The organism is Aeromonas sp. sif0611, assembly GCF_019218845.1.
In the GTDB taxonomy this organism is placed as follows: Bacteria; Pseudomonadota; Gammaproteobacteria; order Enterobacterales; family Aeromonadaceae; genus Aeromonas; species Aeromonas media.
Genome location: NZ_JAHUWU010000002.1, coordinates 116,432 through 134,089, shown reverse-complemented (window position 1 = coordinate 134,089; position 17,658 = coordinate 116,432). Strand labels below are relative to the sequence as shown.

Sequence of the window (17,658 nt, the reverse complement as noted above, 5' to 3'; positions counted from 1 at the left end):
GACAGGGAAGGATGCGTGTGATCGATTTCAGTCACCCCGAGTGGCGGGCGTTGGCGCAGCAGTTGCTGGGCCACTCGCCTGTGGTGATCCGTGGCCGCCAGTGGCAACCGCTGGTGGGTCTGCTCAAGGATAACCAGCTGCTGCTCGCCCATGGCAGCAACAGCTATGAGCTCACACCGGCCGGACGGCGCTATCTCACCCGTGAGTTGATGCTGGCCGAGATCGCCACCGCTCCCCCCGAGCCCGAGGAGTGGCTTCATGCTCAGGGTTGGCAGTTGGGGGAGCAGGTCAACGAGCGGGTGCTGGCGGCGCTCTATCGCAAGTCAGATGTGAACTTCACCCCCAACGAGCAGATCGACTTTGAGGACAAGGGCATTCGGCTCTGTGCCGATCAGCTGTTGCGCTTGCGCTCCGCCCAGCCGTTCAGCCTCTTTTTTAGCAGCGGTACCCTGATCGACGCGGCGCCCTGGCTGCAGGCCCTCGGCGAAGTGGCCCTGCCTGAGCGCACCCTTGCGGATCTTGGCAAAATCCTGTGGGGGGAGGGGAATATCGAGCGGGTGATCACCACCGACAGCGTCGGCGCCTTTGCCGAGCTTCTTCTTGAGTCAGGCTGCTTGCTGGTGTGGGCACCCCCATCTGCCTCCCTGGCCCTGCAGCAGGTGGTGGCCGCTTTGCCGCCCAATGTGCTGTGGAGCCATCTCACCGCTCTCGACCCTGCCGGGGTGGATCGGGTGCAGGCGCTGGCCCAGCGACTGGGGCGTCCGGCCAGCTGGTGGCTGCCCCGGGAGCTGGCCCCCATCAAGGAGGCCTATGCCGCCCCTCTGCAGGACGCTCGTCCCTGGGAGCCGAGCAGGATCCCCCGTCCATTGCGAGCTTTGTGCAGCGATCTGGTGGAGTCCAACCGCGGCTTGTCGGCCGAAGTATGTGCCCTGGCATCGGGCTGGCATGCCATCGGCTGACGGGGCCGTCATCCCCCTTGAGAAAGCGGTTTTCCCCTATGGAAGGCAGTGGTATAAAGAGTTGACGGAGCGCTCGCCAAAGGGGCGCTTTTGTTTGCCAACCTGCTTTGCCAGCCAACGAACTCAACGGAATACAGGGAATACCATGTTTGAAAAGGTTGTTGCCGCCCCAGCGGATCCGATCCTGGGCCTGACCGAAGCCTTCCGTGCCGACTCTCGCAGCCACAAGATCAATCTGGGGGTCGGGATCTACAAGGATGAGACCGGTGCCACTCCTATCCTTAATTGCGTCAAGAAAGCCGAACAGAAGCTGCTCACCGACGAGAAGACCAAGAACTACCTCGGTATTGAAGGCAATATCGAATATGGCCGCATAGTGCAGCAACTGCTGTTCGGGCAGGACTCCGCCCTGGTCGCCAGCGGCCGCGCCAAGACAGCCCAGGCGCCGGGTGGTACAGGGGCCCTGCGCATCGCCGCCGAGTTCGTGGTGCGCAACGGCCTGGCCAAGACCATCTGGATCTCCGATCCCACCTGGGCCAACCACGTCAGCGTGTTCCAGGCCGCCGGCCTCACCGTCAAGTGGTACAAGTACTACGATGCGGCGACCAAGGGTCTCGACTTTGCCGCCATGCAGGCCTCGCTCTGCGAAGCCCAGGCTGGCGATCTGGTGCTGCTGCACGGCTGCTGCCACAACCCGACCGGCATTGACCCCACCGCGGATCAGTGGCGCGCCCTGGCCAAACAGAGTGCCGCCGCCGGCTGGCTGCCGCTGTTTGACTTTGCCTATCAGGGTTTTGCCCGTGGTATCGAAGAGGATGCCGAGGGGCTGCGTATCTTCGCCGAGTGCCATGACGAGCTGCTGGTCGCGAGCTCCTTCTCCAAGAACTTCGGCCTCTACAACGAGCGGGTCGGCGCCTTCACCCTGGTCAGCGCGACCAAGGCGATTGCCGACGTGGCCTTCACCCAGGTCAAGACCGTCATTCGTGCCAACTACTCCAACCCGCCGTCACACGGCGCCGCCGTGGTGACCACCATCGTCAGCGATCCGGCCCTCTATGCCGAGTGGGTGGAAGAGGTGGCAGCGATGCGGGTGCGCATTCGCGAGATGCGCGAGCTGCTGGTGGAGAAGCTCAGCGCCCTCGGCGTGAGCCAGGACTTCAGCTTCATCCGCGAGCAGAACGGCATGTTCTCCTTCTCCGGTCTCTCCAAGGATCAGGTGGAGCGCCTCAAGAGCGAGTTTGCCATCTACATCGTCGGCTCCGGCCGGATCAGCGTGGCCGGGATCACCCGCGCCAACATAGATCCCCTGTGCGACGCCATCGCCAAGGTGCTGTAACTGAGGCGAAGAGGTTCTATGCGGGAATCACCCGCGTCAATATCAATAGATCCCCTGTGCGATGCCATCGCCAAGGTGCTGTAAGCACAACCATCGGCATCCGCTCAGTAAAAAGCCCGCCATGTCGGCGGGCTTTTTCATGCCTGTTTTCCGGCATCAGCGGCGCCGTTTGCTGCCCCCGAGCAGAGAGCCGAGCACCCCCCGTACCAACTGACGACCCACCTCGTTGCCCAGGGTGCGGGCCACGCTCTTGGCGGCGGTCTGCACCACGCCGTCATGCTGGCCACCGCGCGGGCCTGTGCGCCCGAACAGGATGCCGTTGAGGGCATCGAGCAACCCACCACCCTGCTCCGACGGGGATGGGGGGGCATCATCTGAGGCGGCTGGTGCCCCGCCATTGAGCCGCTCGAAGGCGGATTCGCGATCCTCGCGGGTCTCATATCTGCCGTGGAGCACTGACCCCTGGATCAGGATCTGCCGCTCGGCGTCGTTCAGGGGACCTATGCGACTGGCGGGCGGGGCGATGAAGGCGCGCTCCACCACGCAGGGGCGCCCCTTCTCATCGAGCAGGGAAACCAGGGCCTCGCCCACCCCGAGCTCGGTGATGACGCCGGCCGCGTCGAAGGCCGGGTTGGCACGCAGGGTGTTGGCGGCGATGCGCACCGCCTTCTGATCGCTTGGGGTAAAGGCGCGCAGGGCATGCTGCACCCGGTTACCGAGCTGCCCCAGCACGCTGTCGGGAATGTCGGCCGGGCTCTGGGTCACGAAGTAGACGCCGACCCCTTTCGAGCGGATGAGGCGCACCACCAGTTCAATTTTTTCCAGCAGCGCCTTGGGGGCGTCGTTGAACAAGAGATGTGCCTCATCGAAGAAGAACACCAACACGGGTTTATCGGGATCCCCCACCTCGGGCAACTGCTCGAACAGCTCGGAGAGCAGCCAGAGCAGGAAGCAGGCATAGAGCCGGCTGGACTGGGTGAGCTTGCCGGCCGCCAGCACATTGATGTGGCCATGACCGGCCCCGTCGGTCTGCAGCAGATCCTGGATGTCCAGCATGGGCTCGCCGAAGAAGTGGTCCCCTCCCGCGCTCTCCAGAGTGAGCAGGTTGCGCAGGATGGCGCCGATGGAGGCGGTCGACACATTGCCATAGCGGGTGGTGAGGGATTTGGCGTTGTCTCCGGCAAACTGCACCATGGCGCGCAAATCTTTCAGATCGAGCAGCAACAGCCCCTCGTCGTCCGCCACCTTGAACACCAGCTCCAGCACCCCGCTCTGGGTGTCGTTGAGGCCGAGCAGACGGGCCAGCAGCAGGGGGCCCATGTCGGAGATGGTGGCGCGCACCGGGTGCCCCTGCTCGGCGAAGAGATCCCAGAACAGGGTGGGGCAGGCGGCAAAAGCGGGGGCCGGGATGCCGAGCTGGGCCAGACGGGCATCCAGCTTGGCCGATGGAGTGCCACCGGCGCCGAGGCCGCTGAGATCCCCCTTCACATCCGCCAGAAAGACCGGCACCCCGAGGCGGGAGAACCCCTCTGCCAGCACCTGCAGGGTGACGGTCTTGCCGGTACCGGTGGCGCCGGTGATGAGGCCGTGGCGGTTGGCCATGGCGGGCAGCAGGGAGATGGGTTGGCCATTGGCATAGGCCAGCGTCAGCGGTTGGGCCATGGTGAACTCCTTGTCTTGGCAGGTAGCGGCAAGCTGAGGGCTACAAGGAGTGTGGTGGCAGAGCCAAACGATGGCAAGGCGGGGCGAGTTGAGGCCTACAGGGAACCCGAAGGTCGGGGAGGGGGCTCAGCGGGAGTGGCTCAGCCTGCCCAGTTGCAGCATCAAGAGAGTGAGCAGGGCCCCGGTGGTGGCGGTCAGCACCGCCAGCAACAGGCTGCCGAGCAGGAAGGGGGGCACCAGGGTCGCCGCCTCATGTTCCAGCCAGTGCAATGACCAGGTGAGGTGAAACGGCTCAGGCGTCTGGTGCAGCACCAGGCAGCCGGTGCGATAGGCATAGAGGTACATGAAGGGCAGCGTCAGCGGGTTGTTGAACCAGACCGTCAGCAGTGCCAGCGGCAGGTTGAGGCTGAACGCCAGCGCCAGTCCGACCGCCACCAGGGAGTGCATGGGAACGGGGATCCAGCTGGCGAAGAGGCCGGCCGCCACGGCGCCGCTGAGCGCCCGGGTGCCACCCTGCCAGAGGGCGGGGGTCAGCAGGCGCTCACCAAACAGGGCGAACCACTTCTGCTGGCGCAGGGTGTCGGGGTTTATCTTGATACGGACCAGCCAGCGGCTCAGCATGCCCGCGCCCCCTTGCGCTTCTGCCACTGGCGCACCGTATTGATGCGCCAGAAGGTGCGGATGAGGGTGTAACCCAGCAGCGAACTCAAGAGCGCGAGCACCAGAGATCCCAGCAGCAGCGGCGGGGCCAGGGTTTCAAATACCGAGACCAGCCATGCCCAGGTGAACTGGATATCGATGTGCTGGGCGGGGTGGCCGAGCAACTGGCAGCCCACCAGATAGGCGCCATAGAACAGCGGCGGCATGGTGACTGGGTTGGAGAGCCAGACCAGGGCGACCGAGAGGGGCAGATTGACCCTAAAGAGGATGGCGCCACCAGCCGCCAGCAGCATCTGGCAGGGGAGGGGGATCCAGGCCATGAAGAGGCCGACCGCGAAGGCACCGGCGGCGGAGCGGCGGTTGAGGTGCCAGAGGTTGGCATCGAGCAGCAGCTTGCCGAACAGCCGCAAGTGCTTGTGCTCCTTGAGCTTGTCCTGATCGGGCAGCCAGCGTTTGATGAGTCGTTTGGGCATGTTTGAAACCTTGCTAAATACTTGCTCCATGGATCTGCGTCTGTTGTCGTTTGCCCTGGGGGCAAGCTCCTCACTGCTCTGGCCCTGGTTACCCTCTACTGCATGGGGCGGCGCACTGCTGGCTTTTGCGATCCTGCTCGCCCATGGCCGCCATTGGCGGCTCTTGTTTCTGGTGCTCGGGGTGCTCTGGATGCAGTTGAACCTGCAGTATCGGCTGACCTGGCTGGACAAGCTGGAGACACAGACCAGCCACATCATAACCGCACGGGTGCAAAGTACGGAGCCCTCAGGCGATAAACCACGAGATAAATTTGCCCGCCTGCTGCTGCGGGTCGAGACGCTGGACGAGCAGCCCCTCGGGGTGGCCCCCCTCGTCAGGATCAATGCCTACCAGGCACTGCCGCCCCTGCCCGCAGGCAGCCGCATTACCCTGGTGAGTTCTCTCAAGCCCGCCCACGGGTTGGCCAACGAGGCAGGCATGGATGGGCGGCGCCTGTTGCTTGGCAAGGGGATCACGGCGACCGGCAACCTGCGCCGTCTCATCGAGGTCCAGGCGTCGACCCCGGGGATGCGGGAGCGCTGGCTGGCTGCAGCCAGCACCGCCTGGCAGGGGCTGGGCCAGGCCCCCTTGCTGGCGGCGCTCACCTTCGGGGAGCAGGGGGGCATCACGGATGCCCAGTGGGATCTGTTTCGCGGCAGCGGCCTGACCCACATCATCGCCATCTCCGGCCAGCATATCGCCCTGGTGGCGGTACTCGGCTGGTGGCTGGGGCGGCTGCTGGGATTGCGGGGGGCCATTCTGATCTCCCTGCTGTTTGCCGCCGTCTACAGCTGGCTGGCGGGTTTTGCGGTGGCGACCGAGCGGGCCCTCATCATGGTGCTGGTGTGGAGCCTGCTGCGCTGGCTGAAGCGGGACTGGCCCAGCCACCGCATCTGGCTGTGGGCCTTCGTGGTGCTCGTGCTCTGGGATCCCTTCGCCCTCTACTCGGCCGGTTTCTGGCTCTCCTTCCTGGCGGTGGCCCTGTTGTTGCTGGCGAGCCTGCTGCACGCGCGCCCCGGGCTGGTGCGTCTGCAGTGCCTGCTGCTGCTCGGGTTGCTGCCCCTGCAACTGCTGCTGTTCGAAGGCATGGCCCCGCTGGCGCTCCTGATCAATCTGCTGGCGTTGCCGCTGTTCTGTCTCGGGATCATTCCGCTGGCGCTGATCGGCGTGCTGCTGGCGCCGCTCTCCACTGCCCTGGCTCATGCCCTGTTCTGGCTGTCCGATCTGGGGCTGACGTGGGTGTTGTGGGGACTCGGCCTGCTGGCGGACCATCTGCAGCTCTGGTGGTCGGTTCCCGGCTGGCTGATGCCCGTCAGCACCTTGCTGGTGCTGCTGTGGGGGGCCTGGCACCTGCCGGGAGGGCGCGGCTTGCTGCTCCCGGTGGGGGCAGCCCTGTTGCTGGGGGCCTGGCCTGCTCCCACGCCCTGGCAGGTGCGGGTGCTGGACGTGGGGCAGGGCTTGTCGGTACTCGTCACCCGCGGCGAGCGCGGCATCCTCTATGACACCGGGGATCGCTACCCCGGCGGTTACAACATGGCGGAGGCCGCCATCCTGCCCGTGTTGAACCGGCTCGATGTGCGGGTACTCGATGCCCTCATCATCAGTCACAAGGACAGGGACCATGCGGGCAACCGGCAAGCAATGCTGCAGGCGATGCCGGTGCGCCGCGAGCTCTCTTCGTTCGGCTTCGCCCGCAGCACGACCCTGTGTCGCCGTGGTCAGCGCTGGCACTGGCAGGGGCTGGATTTTCGCGTGCTCTGGCCCGAGCGGCCGGGGGCGGGTCGCAACAACGACAGTTGCGTGGTGCAGATAAGCGATGGCCGGCATCGTCTCCTGCTCAGTGGCGACATAGAGCAGGAGGCGGAGCGTCGCCTGCTGGCCCTGGAGAGCAAGGGAGAGGGAGACGTGTTCGCCAGCACATCTGCCAGTACTCGCTTCAGCACCCTCGCCAGCGCCGTGCTGGTGAGTCCTCACCATGGCAGCCGCACCTCCTCGACCCCGGGCTTCGTGGCGGCGGTGAACCCGGATGTCGTCATCCACAGCGCCGGTAACAGGAACCAGTGGCAGTTTCCCCGCCCCGAGGTGGTGGCGAGATACCAGGGCGCCCACCAGTGGGTGACGGGGCAGGATGGCGCCATCCTGATCGAGGCGGGGGAGGCCGGGCTCGAGATCCGGCCCGAGCGCGAGCAGGGTCCCTGGTACAGGCGCAATGGCCACTGGTGGCAATCCGGGCTCTGGCCTGTGGAGTAGCCGTTATTTCCCTTTGGGATGGGCCTGGGTTATGGCAACGCTTGGTGTAATCCTGCGCTTTGGCTAGGGCAATAATCCGTCATTTCCCTTTGAGGGAGGGGGAGGGAGATGGCCAGGCGATGGCAACGCTTGGTGTAATCCTGCGCTTTGGCTAGAATACCCCGTCATTTCCCTCATTAACGGCTATTCATGCAACAAGAAACCTCACAAGAGAGCTGGCCCGTCTTCAAACGCCTGCTCGGTTATGTCCGGGATCGCAAACTGGGGCTGGTGGGCGGCATCATCGGCATGCTGGGTTATGCGGCCGTGGATACCACCTTCGTCTATTCCATCAAGCCGCTCATCGATCAGGGCCTCAACGGCAATGACAGCAGCGTGCTCAAGTGGATGCCCTTCTTTGTGCTCGGCATCGTGGCCCTGCGCGGTTGCGCCGCCTTCCTCTCCAATTACTGCATGGCCTGGGTCGGCAACCATGTGGTGATGCGGCTGCAGCAGCAGGTGTTCAGCCACCTGATGGCCATGCCCATGAGCTTCTTCGACCGCCAGAACACCGGCAACCTGCTCTCCAAGGTGACCTATGACGCCGGTCAGGTGTCGTCAGCCGCGAGCTCCACCCTGGTGTCTCTGGTGCGCGAAGGGGCCACCGTCATCGGCCTGCTCGGCCTGATGTTCTGGCACTCCTGGCAGCTGTCGGTGATCTTCCTGGTGGTCGGCCCCGTGGTGGGGGTGCTGATTGGTCTCATCAGCCGTCGTTTCCGCAAGATCAGCCGCCACATCCAGCAGGCGGTGGGTGACATCACCACCTCCACCGAGCAGATGCTCAAGGGCCATAAAGAGGTGCTGATGTTCGGCGGCCAGCAGGTAGAGGACAAGCGCTTCTATCAGGTCAGCAACCGGATGCGCCAGCAGACCATGAAGATGGTGGCGGCCGACGCCATCGGCAGCCCCATCGTCCAGATGGTGGCCTCGGTCGCCCTGGCGGTCTTCCTCTATGTGGCGACCATCGACTCGGTCAAGGCGACCCTGACCGCGGGCACCTTCACCGTCATGGTCACCTCCATGATGATGCTGCTCAAGCCGCTGAAAAGTCTGACCGACGTGAACAACCAGTTCCAGCGCGGCATCACCGCCTGCCAGAGCCTGTTCGGTCTGCTGGACTCCACCCCGGAGCAGGACACCGGCACCCGCACCCTGGAGCGTGCCCGTGGGGAGATCGAGTTTCGCAACGTCACCTTCACCTACCCGACCAAGGATACCCCGGCGCTGCACAACATCAGCTTCAAGGTGGAGGCGGGCAAGTCCGTGGCTCTGGTGGGTCGCTCCGGCTCCGGCAAGAGCACCATCGCGAGCCTCTTGACCCGCTTCTATGACATAGAGCAGGGGGAGATCCTGCTGGACGGCGTCAACATCCGCGAATACAAGTTGAGCGAGCTGCGCAAGCAGTACGCCCTGGTCTCCCAGCATGTGCACCTGTTCAACGACTCCGTGGCCAACAACATTGCCTACGCGGCAGAAGACAAGTACAGCCGGGAAGAGATCCAGCATGCCGCCCGCATCGCCCATGCCGACGAGTTCGTGCGCAAGATGCCGGAAGGCTATGACACCGTCATCGGCGAGAATGGCGCTTCGTTGTCCGGTGGTCAGCGCCAGCGCATCGCCATCGCCCGTGCCCTGCTGCGTGACTCCCCGGTACTGCTGCTGGACGAGGCCACCTCGGCACTGGATACCGAGTCCGAGCGCCACATCCAGGCGGCCATCGACGAGCTGTGCAAGGCGCGCACCTCCCTGGTGATCGCCCATCGTCTCTCCACCATCGAGAAGGCGGACGAGATCCTGGTGATCGACGAGGGTCATATCGTCGAGCGCGGCAACCATGACGCCCTGATGGCCCAACAGGGCACGTATGCCCAGTTGCGGGCCATTCAGTTTGGCAACGTCGCTGTGAGCAACAAGGGCTGATGCTGGAGCGTCTCTGGTACGGCAAGAGTGGCTGGCGCTGGGCGCTGGCCCCCTTGGCCCTGCTGTTTGCCCTCGTCAGCGGCGGGCGCCGCTTCGCCTACCGGCGTGGCTGGTTCAGCACCTATCGCGCCAGCCTGCCGGTGATCGTGGTGGGCAATATCTCGGTCGGTGGCAACGGCAAGACCCCTGTGGTGGTCTGGCTGGTGGAACAGCTGCAAGCCCGTGGCTGGCGCCCCGGCGTGGTCAGCCGGGGTTACGGTGGCAAGGCGCCCCATTACCCTTACCGGCTGGGTACCACCAGCACCACCGCCCAGGCGGGGGATGAGCCGGTGCTCATCGCAAGGCGCTGCGGCTGCCCCGTGGTGGTGGCGCCCAAGCGCGCCGATGCGGTGCGTCTGCTGGAGCAAAGCGGCGAGGTGGACATCATCATCACCGACGACGGTCTGCAGCACTATGCCCTGGCCCGGGACATCGAACTGGTGGTGGTGGATGGGGCCCGGCGCTTCGGCAATGGCTGCCTGCTGCCCATGGGGCCGCTGCGCGAACCCATGACCCGCCTCAAGCGGGTCGATGCCATCATCTGCAACGGCGGCACCCCGGCTCAGGGGGAATACCCCATGGCGCTGGTGGCGGCCGCGCCGCGCCGCGTGTGCGACGATGCGCCCCTTGAGGCCCCCCTTGCTGGCCCTGTGGATGCACTGGCGGGCATAGGCCATCCTCCCCGCTTCTTTGCCACCCTGACCGGACTCGGTTATGAGCTGGCAGAGCGTGTCGGTTATGCGGATCATCAGGCCTTTGATCGGGATGAGCTGCTCGCCCGCTTCGGCCAGCGCCCCCTGCTGATGACGGAGAAGGATGCGGTCAAGTGCCGGGCCTTCGCGCCGCCGCACTGGTGGTATCTACCGGTCAGCGCCGAGTTGCCCGCCGCCCTGCTCGATACCCTGCTGCAACGGTTGGCCCCGCTGCAGGCACCCGGCCCTGACCATGCACATTGAATGGCGCAAGATCATCGCCTGCACGACGTCATCGCTCGTGCGGCACAATTGCAAGGAGCCGGGTTTCGGCTCCGGCGATGGAACATTAAACTGCTCGGCAGCCTAGCCCGTCCGAGATCGTCGCTTGCTCGACATCGTTGAAGGAGTTTCGTTTTGGCACTGGATATCAAATTGCTCGACATCATCGCCTGCCCGGTTTGCAAGGGGAAGCTGCACTATCAACCGCAATCGGACAAGGCTGCCCATGAGCTCATCTGCCGTTTCGACAGACTGGCCTATCCGCTGGAGGAGGGGATTCCGGTCCTCCTGGAGAACCGGGCGCGTCATCTGCCCCTGGAAGAGCTGAAGCCATGAGTTTCGTCGTCGTCATTCCGGCCCGTTACGCCTCGACCCGCTTGCCGGGCAAGCCGCTGGCGGACATCCATGGCAAGCCCATGGTGCAGCACGTGGTGGAGAAGGCCCTGCAATCGGGCGCCGATCGGGTGATCGTCGCCACCGACGATGAGCGGGTGCGGCAGGCGCTGCAGGCAACCGGCGTCGAGGTGTGCATGACCTCACCGGATCACCAGTCCGGCACCGAGCGCCTGGCCGAGGTGTGCCGTCACTACGGCTTCGCTGCCGATACCATCATCGTCAACGTGCAGGGGGATGAGCCGCTCATTCCGCCCGTCATCATCCGTCAGGTGGCGGACAATCTGGCCGCTGCCACTGCCCCCATGGCGACCCTATCTGTGCCGATCAAGGATGCCGAAGAGGCGTTCAATCCTAATGCGGTCAAGGTGGTGACGGACAAGGATGGTTACGCCCTCTACTTCAGCCGCGCCAGCATTCCCTGGGACAGGGATCGCTTTGCCAAGAGCCATGAGCAGATTGGCAATCACTATCAGCGCCACATCGGCATTTATGCCTATCGCGCCGGTTTCATCCAGCGTTACGTGGACTGGGCGCCGAGCGCGCTCGAGCAGGTCGAGGCGCTGGAGCAGCTGCGGGTGCTCTGGTACGGGGAGAAGATCCACGTGGCCCAGGCGCTTGAAGCGCCGCCGGTCGGGGTGGATACCCAGACCGATCTCGACAAGGTGCGTGCCCTGCTGGCCCCCTGAGATCAGTTTGCTCATCAAAAAACGGCGCCAATAGGCGCCGTTTTTTTTGATTGTCGCCGGGGTCGTCCGCACCATGGCCGTTCGAGCCGGCTAGCGGATCTGAGCCTCGGCCAACTGCTGCACCAGCTGGAGCGGGGTCGTACAGCCCATCTTCTTCATCATGTTGTGGCGGTGAATTTCGACGGTACGCAGGGCGATGCAGAGCCGATCTGCTATCTGCTTGTTCTGCATCCCCTCCTGCACCAGCGCCATGATCTCCCGCTCCCGTGCCGACAACCGTTCGAGCCGCGTCTGCAGTGCACGGCGGGCATGCAGCCGTTCATGCAACTGGCGGCTGTGGGCGCAGGCGCGGCCTATCGCCTCCAGCAGTACGTCGGAGTCCACCGGTTTCTCCAGCAGGTCGAAGGCGCCCTGCTTGAAGAGACTCACCGTGGTGGCGACATCCGCCTCGCCGGTGAGGAAGACGATGGCAAGGGTATTGGGTATCCGGTTGAGCGCCTCTTGCAGCTCGCCACCGCTCATCCCCGGCATGCAGAGATCGAGGATCAGGCAACCCGGCTGGTCGAGATCCGCCTCGGCCAAGAAGCGGCGAGCCCCGTCGTAGCTCTGCAGCGTGATCTGTATCGCTTCCAGCAGCCAGCTCAACGACGCCCGTACTGTGGGATCGTCGTCCACCAGATAGACGTTTTCTCTCATGGTTGCGCTCCCTGATCGGCCTGCGGGTGAAGTGGCAAAGAGAAGGCGAGCACCGCTCCCTGTGCCACCTGCTCCGCCCAGATAGTTCCCTGATAAGACTCGATGATCCGCTTGCAGATGATGAGGCCAAGCCCCAGCCCCTCCTTCTTGCTGGTATGAAACGGCACGAAGAGATGGGCCCGCTGTGCCTCGGTCATGCCGGTGCCATTGTCATGAATGCTGATGACCACCCGATCGGCCTCGATCCGCTGGCGGATGGCGATGCATGGCGGCCGCGTGTCGGGGTTGAGTGCCACCGCCTCACCGGCGTTGCACAGCAGGTTGACCAGCACCTGCTGCATCAGGGTGGGATCGACCCGCAGTGGGACCGGGTCTCCTTCGGGTAGGCTCAGGGCGATGCGCTGGCGCCTGAACTGATCCCGAAAGAGCGGCAGGGTGCACTGCAGCAGCTCATCAAAGGAGACGGCGCTATCCTGCGCCTCGCCCTTGCGCATGAAGTTGCGCAGCCGGGCGATGATCCCCTTGGCCTGGGTCACCTGGGCGAGGGCCAGCGTGAGCCCCTGCTCGACATCGGCCAGCGCCGGTGGCTGGGCCGCCAGGCGCAGCCGGCAACCCGCCAGGTAGTTGTTGAGCGCCATCAACGGCTGGTTCAGCTCGTGCGCTATCCCGGCCGCCAGCTCGCCGGACAGCAGCACCCGCTGCGCCGAGAAGAGCTGCTGCTGTTGCTGGCTCAGGCGCTCGGCCGCGAGCCGATTGTCGGTCAGCGCCTGGGTGAGCTGCAGGTTGCTCTCCTTGAGCTGGCGGGTGCGCAACTGCACCAGGTGTTTCACCCTCAGGTGATAGCCCCCCAGCAGCAGCAACAGCCCCAGGGCGATCAGCAACCAGCCGCGATAGTGATGCCAGATCTGCAACGCCAGCGGCTGCGCGTTGGCGGCGTCGAGCTGCTGTTGCAGGGCGATGACGGCGGCGTCCTTGACCGGCGCCGTCCAGTGCAGATAGTGACCCGCCCTGGCGGCATCCGAGTCGGCAGGTATTTCCAGCAACACTCTGGCGAGATCCCGGGCGAAGGCCTCGTTGACATGCGCCAGCCTGGCCAGGCTGAGGGAGGGGTAGAGCGGGGTCGAACTCTGGCAGGGGAGCGCGGATTGGGGCTGCGGCAGTATGACCCTGAATTGATCGGCCTTGTAGCGTCCCTGAGCGATGGCCTGCTCCAGGATGCAGGTCGGCAGGATCGCCACCTCGGCGCTGCCGTCTTGCAGCAGGTGCAGCAGATCCTCTTGCGGCAAACCGGCAAACAGCAATCCGGGGAATGCCTCTCTGGGATCGAGTCCGGCCTTGAGCCAGAGCCCCTGGATGATCTGAAAACCACCGAAGGCTTCCGGACTGGTGGCAACGATGCGCTGGTGCCCCAGCATTTGCCAGTCGGTGATAGGGGGGCCATCGGCACGGGAGATGAGGGTCGAGCCGACCGCCTGCTCGGCGGAGCCCTGCAGGGGGCTGAGGCTCAGCAGGCGCACCGCATCATGCTGGCGCTGGTAATCGAGAAACTTCAGGCCATTGCTGATGACGAAGTCCAGGGTGCCGGAGGCCACGAGCTGATTGAGGCTGCTCACGTCCCCGCTCACGAGCCGGAACTGGTATTGCGGCAAGCGCCGGTTGAGATAATCCACCGTCGGTTGCCAGCGAGCCTTCTCGGCGTCGGGCTGATCGAAGGTGATGACACCGATGCGGATCACCGGCCTGAGGCTGGTCTGCCACTCCTTGGCGACGAGCGGCCCGAGCCAGCCGAGCCAGAGCAGGGAAATGCAGAGGAGGACGCGGCCCATGAGATTCGTTGCTCCTGATAGAGGGAAAGGGCGATTAGGGCACTATCCGGTACTGTCTGGTCCTTGATCCAGATCAAGGTCGGCACCGATCTGCGGTCAGCCACTATAGAGCGGTGGACGCGCATTATGGAGCATGAGGCTCTTCTTCAATAGCAGAGAGTTCATCATGCCAGAGCAGTCCAACCGTTCCCGGCGCGATTTTTTGACCAAGGGCCTGCAAACGGCAGCCTTTGCGTCCATCGCTACCGCCATCCCCAGTGTTGCCAGCGCCGGCCAGAGTCCAGGCTGCATCGATCCGACCCAACTGCCCTGGGACGAGGAGATGGACATCCTGGTCATTGGCAGCGGTATCGCGGGCTCGGTCGCGGCCATCAAGGCGGCGGAGACCCGTGCCGGTATGAAGATCGTCATCGCCGACAAGATGTCTCGCCTCGGTGGCTCCTCGCTGATCTCCGGCCTCAACATGGCGGTGGTCGGCTCCGAGTGGCAGAAGGCGATGGGGGTAACGGATGACAGCTGGGAACTGCTCTATGCAGACATGGAAAGAGAGTCCAGGGGCTTCAATCACCCGGACATCAGCAAGGTGGTGGCGCAAAACAGCCTGACGCTGTTCAACTTCATGGCCGATCACGGGGTCGAATACGACAAGAGCATGGGCAACGGCACCGGCGTGAAGGATCTCGGCGGCCACTCCCGCGCCCGGGTCGTGTGGCCGAAGGAGGGTGGCACCGGTGTCATCAAGAACCTGCACGCCTACATGGCCAGGCACCTGCCCAACATCGAGATCCGCAAGCGGGTCAAGCTGGAAGAGATCTATCGGGATGGCGGCGGGCGCGTGGTGGGGGTGCGGGTCAGGGAGGAGTATTTCTTCGATCTCGATACCCCGGACTTTGGCCGCAATGACGATCCCGCCTTCAACGGCACCGGCGTCACCAGGTTCTACAAGGTGAAGCGGGCCTTGGTGATGGCCTCCGGCGGTTTCAACCAGGATCGCAAGTTCCGCGGCGATGAGATAGGGGTGTTGCACGACTGCGTCTCTACCGCCAGCCCCGGCGCCACAGGCGGTGCCCTCAAGTGCATGATGCAGGCGGGCTTCAAGCCGGTGCACATGACGCTGTTCCGCTTCGCCTTCGCCATCCCTACCGAAGACATCAACTGGGGCATTCTGGTAAACCCGCAGACCTGTCGGCGCTTCATCAACGAGCACAACAACAATGACCGCCAGGGGCTGGGGCTCGCTATCCTGGCCGAGCGGCGCAAGCTCAAGCCCGGTCAGCAGGCGATCCTCATCTATGACCAGACCGGGGTAGACAGCTACCACGACAAGCAGCGGCTGCATCTCTCGCTGGAGGCGAAGAACGGCACCGAGGGCACCATCTGGAAGTTCGATACCCTGGCGGCGCTGGCGGCCCGTTTCGAGATGGATCTGACCAGGCTGGAGGCGACCATCGCCGAATACAACGGGAACATGGCCAGGGATCAGGATGCCTTCGGCAAGCCGAAATCCGTGGTGGGCAAGGCCACCGCCATCGGCAAGGCACCCTATTACGCCATGTACCTCAACCCCCGTTACAACTACAGCCAGGGCGGTGCTCTCATCAGCCCCAGGGCTGAAGCGCTGGATGTGATCAGCCAGCAGCCCATTCCCGGCGCCTTCGTGTGCGGTGAAGCGGCCGCCGGGACCTTCGGCTACATCCGGCTGACCGCCTGCAGCAGTCTGGACAGCGGTGTCTATGGCATGATCGCCGGTGAAAACGCGGCTAAAACAGAGCCTTGGGCCTAAGGAGCGAGGGATGAAATCATTACTCCTGGTCCTGATAGCGCTGGCCAGCCTCTGCGTTGGCACCGTCGCCCTGGCCGAGGCCCCGGTCGGTGCGATGACGCCAGCCCCGGTGACCCATGGGCTCAAGCCCCATCACGGCAAGCTCGGCTTCACCTGTGAGAATTGTCATCAGGGTGGGGATCCCAAGCAGTACCAGCGGCTCAAGACCGAGGATTGCCTGGCCTGCCACGGCAGTGCGCAGAAAGTGGCGAATCGCACCCGGTTCATGGATGCGAACCATACCAACCCGCACAACTCGCTGCACGACAAGCTGGATCTCGATTGCTACGAGTGCCACGCCGAGCACAAGCCGTCCCACAACCTCTGCCAGACCTGCCACGACAACACCCGTGACTGGTTCGGTCCCACTCCCTAGGAGCCCTCGCAATGAATCGAATGAAATTCGGCCTGCTCCTGGCCTGTGTGGTGGGTCTGGTCTCCATGGGGATCAGCCTGATCGGGGCCGAGGTGGTCAAGGCGACGGGGGGTGAGCAGTTCTGTGGTGCCTGCCACGAGATGCAGCCCATGGTGGAGGCCTATCGGCATGATATACACGGAGGCAACAACAGGGTGGGCTTCAAGGCGGAGTGTGCCGACTGTCACCTGCCCCATGACAATACCTTCAACTACCTGCTGAAGAAGGCAACCAGCGGTCTCAACGATGTCTACAAGGTAACGCTGACGGACACCAGCCAAATCGACTGGCTCGGCAAGCGGGAGCGGCGCGAGGAGTTTGTGTACGACTCGGGTTGCCTCTCCTGCCATCAGGGGCTGCTGGAAAAGACCGTGGCCAGCAATCCCAAGTCGCTGGAGATGCATGGGCACTACCAGAAGATGCAGCAAAATGGGGAGGCGCTGCAGTGCGTCTCCTGCCACCTGACCATAGGGCACAACGGCGAACTGCGCAGCAGGCTCAATGAGACCCAACCGGAGTACAAATTCCAGCATGATCGGCTGATGCAGGAGGCGGCCAGAGCCAAGTAAGGAGAGCCGATGCCGTCTGAAAAAGCCCGGGATGAAAATCCTGGGCTTTTTTTCATCAGGGTGGTCCTAACGGCCATTTCTTGGTTGAATTTTTATATAATTATTTGATTAGAAACAGTATTTACGAGCGCTTTCAAACTTTTCCCGGCCATGGTTTGCCAAATCAACGAGTTTGGTTATGATGCAAGACGCCGTGTTAACCCTAACTGGCATATAACGAGATAAAAAACGGGGTGTTTGGGTGATTAATGTATTCCTGGTCGATGATCATGAGTTGGTGCGTACAGGGATAAGACGCATTTTGGAAGATGTCCGCGGGATCAAGGTGGTGGGCGAGGCACAGAGCGGGGAAACCGCCGTGGCCTTCTGTCGGCAGCATCACCCTGACGTGATCCTGATGGACATGAACATGCCGGGCATCGGCGGCCTGGAGGCGACCCGCAAGATCCTGCGGATCCGGCCCGATGTGCGCATCATTGTGCTGACCATTCATTCCGAGAATCCGTTCCCCACCAAGGTGATGCAGGCGGGGGCCGCCGGTTATCTCACCAAGGGGGCCGCGCCGGACGAGATGATCCACGCCATTCGCCTGGTGCACTCCGGCCAGCGTTACATTTCCCCCGAAATCGCCCAGCAGATGGCCCTCAGCCAGTTTGCCTCGGCGGACGAGAATCCCTTCAAGTCCCTCTCCGAGCGTGAGCTGCAGATCATGATGATGATCACCAAGGGACAGAAGGTGACCGACATCTCCGAGCAACTGAACCTGAGCCCAAAGACGGTCAACAGCTACCGCTATCGCCTGTTCAGCAAGCTCAACATCAATGGCGACGTGGAGCTGACCCATCTGGCCATTCGCTATGGCATGCTGGATGCCGACACCCTGTAACGGGCGGCGT

General features: G+C 63.7%; 16 protein-coding genes. 11 read left to right on the top strand and 5 right to left on the bottom strand.

Annotated features, from left to right (window positions below; translation table 11 throughout):
* Window positions 1–17: 17 nt before the first annotated feature.
* Window positions 18–959 carry a hypothetical protein gene (locus KW824_RS05500; protein ID WP_218409190.1) on the top strand — a complete coding sequence of 314 codons (942 nt, stop codon included), beginning with the start codon at window positions 18–20 and terminating at the stop codon, window positions 957–959.
* A gap of 145 nt (window positions 960–1,104) precedes the next feature.
* Entirely contained in the window at window positions 1,105–2,295 is a 1,191-nt protein-coding gene (locus KW824_RS05495; RefSeq protein ID WP_218409189.1) for an amino acid aminotransferase, read from the top strand.
* 156 nt (window positions 2,296–2,451) lie between these two features.
* On the opposite strand, the gene KW824_RS05490 is transcribed toward KW824_RS05495, so the two are convergent.
* The 3 genes from KW824_RS05490 to KW824_RS05480 all read right to left on the bottom strand — a co-directional run bounded on the left by KW824_RS05490 (window position 2,452) and on the right by KW824_RS05480 (window position 5,090).
* Window positions 2,452–3,957, bottom strand: coding sequence for a helicase HerA-like domain-containing protein (locus KW824_RS05490; RefSeq protein WP_218409188.1), 1,506 nt, complete (start codon window positions 3,955–3,957; stop codon window positions 2,452–2,454).
* Window positions 3,958–4,083: 126 nt separating this feature from the next.
* Window positions 4,084–4,578, bottom strand: coding sequence for a DUF2062 domain-containing protein (locus tag KW824_RS05485; RefSeq protein ID WP_218409606.1), 495 nt, complete (start codon window positions 4,576–4,578; stop codon window positions 4,084–4,086).
* The gene (locus KW824_RS05480; RefSeq protein ID WP_005331307.1) at window positions 4,572–5,090 is read right to left on the bottom strand and encodes a DUF2062 domain-containing protein; all 519 of its coding nucleotides are present in this window, start codon (window positions 5,088–5,090) and stop codon (window positions 4,572–4,574) included. The genes KW824_RS05485 and KW824_RS05480 overlap by 7 nt, the downstream gene beginning before the upstream one ends.
* Window positions 5,091–5,118: 28 nt before the next feature.
* On the opposite strand from KW824_RS05480, the gene KW824_RS05475 reads away from it, so the two are divergent.
* From KW824_RS05475 to kdsB, 5 genes are all read left to right on the top strand, one after another.
* Window positions 5,119–7,380: a DNA internalization-related competence protein ComEC/Rec2 gene (locus tag KW824_RS05475; protein ID WP_218409605.1), complete on the top strand. Its 2,262-nt coding sequence runs from the start codon at window positions 5,119–5,121 to the stop codon at window positions 7,378–7,380.
* Window positions 7,381–7,569: 189 nt separating this feature from the next.
* Window positions 7,570–9,339, top strand: coding sequence for a lipid A ABC transporter ATP-binding protein/permease MsbA (msbA, locus tag KW824_RS05470; RefSeq protein WP_218409187.1), 1,770 nt, complete (start codon window positions 7,570–7,572; stop codon window positions 9,337–9,339).
* Window positions 9,339–10,334 carry a tetraacyldisaccharide 4'-kinase gene (lpxK, locus tag KW824_RS05465; protein WP_218409186.1) on the top strand — a complete coding sequence of 332 codons (996 nt, stop codon included), beginning with the start codon at window positions 9,339–9,341 and terminating at the stop codon, window positions 10,332–10,334. The genes msbA and lpxK overlap by 1 nt, the downstream gene beginning before the upstream one ends.
* A 153-nt stretch (window positions 10,335–10,487) precedes the next feature.
* The gene (locus KW824_RS05460; RefSeq protein ID WP_005331987.1) at window positions 10,488–10,688 is read left to right on the top strand and encodes a Trm112 family protein; all 201 of its coding nucleotides are present in this window, start codon (window positions 10,488–10,490) and stop codon (window positions 10,686–10,688) included.
* Window positions 10,685–11,434, top strand: a complete 750-nt coding sequence (gene kdsB / locus KW824_RS05455; protein WP_218409185.1) for a 3-deoxy-manno-octulosonate cytidylyltransferase — start codon at window positions 10,685–10,687, stop codon at window positions 11,432–11,434. The genes KW824_RS05460 and kdsB overlap by 4 nt, the downstream gene beginning before the upstream one ends.
* A gap of 90 nt (window positions 11,435–11,524) precedes the next feature.
* Here the strand turns inward: kdsB and KW824_RS05450 are convergent, their stop codons facing one another.
* Both KW824_RS05450 and KW824_RS05445 read right to left on the bottom strand, forming a co-directional pair.
* A complete protein-coding gene (locus KW824_RS05450; RefSeq protein WP_218409184.1) occupies window positions 11,525–12,130 on the bottom strand; it encodes a response regulator transcription factor in 606 nt (201 codons plus the stop codon).
* On the bottom strand, window positions 12,127–13,956 hold the full coding sequence (locus KW824_RS05445) for a PhnD/SsuA/transferrin family substrate-binding protein (protein WP_218409183.1): 1,830 nt from the start codon (window positions 13,954–13,956) through the stop codon (window positions 12,127–12,129). Before KW824_RS05445 ends, KW824_RS05450 begins: the two co-directional genes overlap by 4 nt.
* Window positions 13,957–14,122: 166 nt before the next feature.
* On the opposite strand from KW824_RS05445, the gene KW824_RS05440 reads away from it, so the two are divergent.
* The 4 genes from KW824_RS05440 (at window position 14,123) to uvrY (ending at window position 17,648) form a co-directional block, all read left to right on the top strand.
* On the top strand, window positions 14,123–15,739 hold the full coding sequence (locus KW824_RS05440; protein ID WP_218409182.1) for an FAD-binding protein: 1,617 nt from the start codon (window positions 14,123–14,125) through the stop codon (window positions 15,737–15,739).
* Window positions 15,740–15,749: 10 nt separating this feature from the next.
* Complete coding sequence (locus KW824_RS05435) at window positions 15,750–16,154, top strand: cytochrome c3 family protein (protein ID WP_218409181.1); 405 nt, start codon at window positions 15,750–15,752, stop codon at window positions 16,152–16,154.
* Between the two features lie 11 nt (window positions 16,155–16,165).
* Window positions 16,166–16,762, top strand: a complete 597-nt coding sequence (locus KW824_RS05430; RefSeq protein WP_218409180.1) for a NapC/NirT family cytochrome c — start codon at window positions 16,166–16,168, stop codon at window positions 16,760–16,762.
* Between the two features lie 241 nt (window positions 16,763–17,003).
* Entirely contained in the window at window positions 17,004–17,648 is a 645-nt protein-coding gene (uvrY, locus tag KW824_RS05425) for a UvrY/SirA/GacA family response regulator transcription factor (protein ID WP_041206003.1), read from the top strand.
* Window positions 17,649–17,658: the final 10 nt, after the last annotated feature.

What these genes read in the sequence shown, in the direction of transcription:
- KW824_RS05495 (WP_218409189.1), top strand. Translation starts at nt 1,105, where the DNA reads ATGTTTGAAAAGGTTGTTGCCGCCCCAGCGGATCCGATCCTGGGCCTG.
- KW824_RS05490 (WP_218409188.1), bottom strand. Translation starts at nt 3,957, where the DNA reads ATGGCCCAACCGCTGACGCTGGCCTATGCCAATGGCCAACCCATCTCC.
- KW824_RS05485 (WP_218409606.1), bottom strand. Translation starts at nt 4,578, where the DNA reads ATGCTGAGCCGCTGGCTGGTCCGTATCAAGATAAACCCCGACACCCTG.
- KW824_RS05480 (WP_005331307.1), bottom strand. Translation starts at nt 5,090, where the DNA reads ATGCCCAAACGACTCATCAAACGCTGGCTGCCCGATCAGGACAAGCTC.
- KW824_RS05475 (WP_218409605.1), top strand. Translation starts at nt 5,119, where the DNA reads ATGGATCTGCGTCTGTTGTCGTTTGCCCTGGGGGCAAGCTCCTCACTG.
- msbA (WP_218409187.1), top strand. Translation starts at nt 7,570, where the DNA reads ATGCAACAAGAAACCTCACAAGAGAGCTGGCCCGTCTTCAAACGCCTG.
- lpxK (WP_218409186.1), top strand. Translation starts at nt 9,339, where the DNA reads ATGCTGGAGCGTCTCTGGTACGGCAAGAGTGGCTGGCGCTGGGCGCTG.
- kdsB (WP_218409185.1), top strand. Translation starts at nt 10,685, where the DNA reads ATGAGTTTCGTCGTCGTCATTCCGGCCCGTTACGCCTCGACCCGCTTG.
- KW824_RS05450 (WP_218409184.1), bottom strand. Translation starts at nt 12,130, where the DNA reads ATGAGAGAAAACGTCTATCTGGTGGACGACGATCCCACAGTACGGGCG.
- KW824_RS05445 (WP_218409183.1), bottom strand. Translation starts at nt 13,956, where the DNA reads ATGGGCCGCGTCCTCCTCTGCATTTCCCTGCTCTGGCTCGGCTGGCTC.
- KW824_RS05440 (WP_218409182.1), top strand. Translation starts at nt 14,123, where the DNA reads ATGCCAGAGCAGTCCAACCGTTCCCGGCGCGATTTTTTGACCAAGGGC.
- KW824_RS05435 (WP_218409181.1), top strand. Translation starts at nt 15,750, where the DNA reads ATGAAATCATTACTCCTGGTCCTGATAGCGCTGGCCAGCCTCTGCGTT.
- KW824_RS05430 (WP_218409180.1), top strand. Translation starts at nt 16,166, where the DNA reads ATGAATCGAATGAAATTCGGCCTGCTCCTGGCCTGTGTGGTGGGTCTG.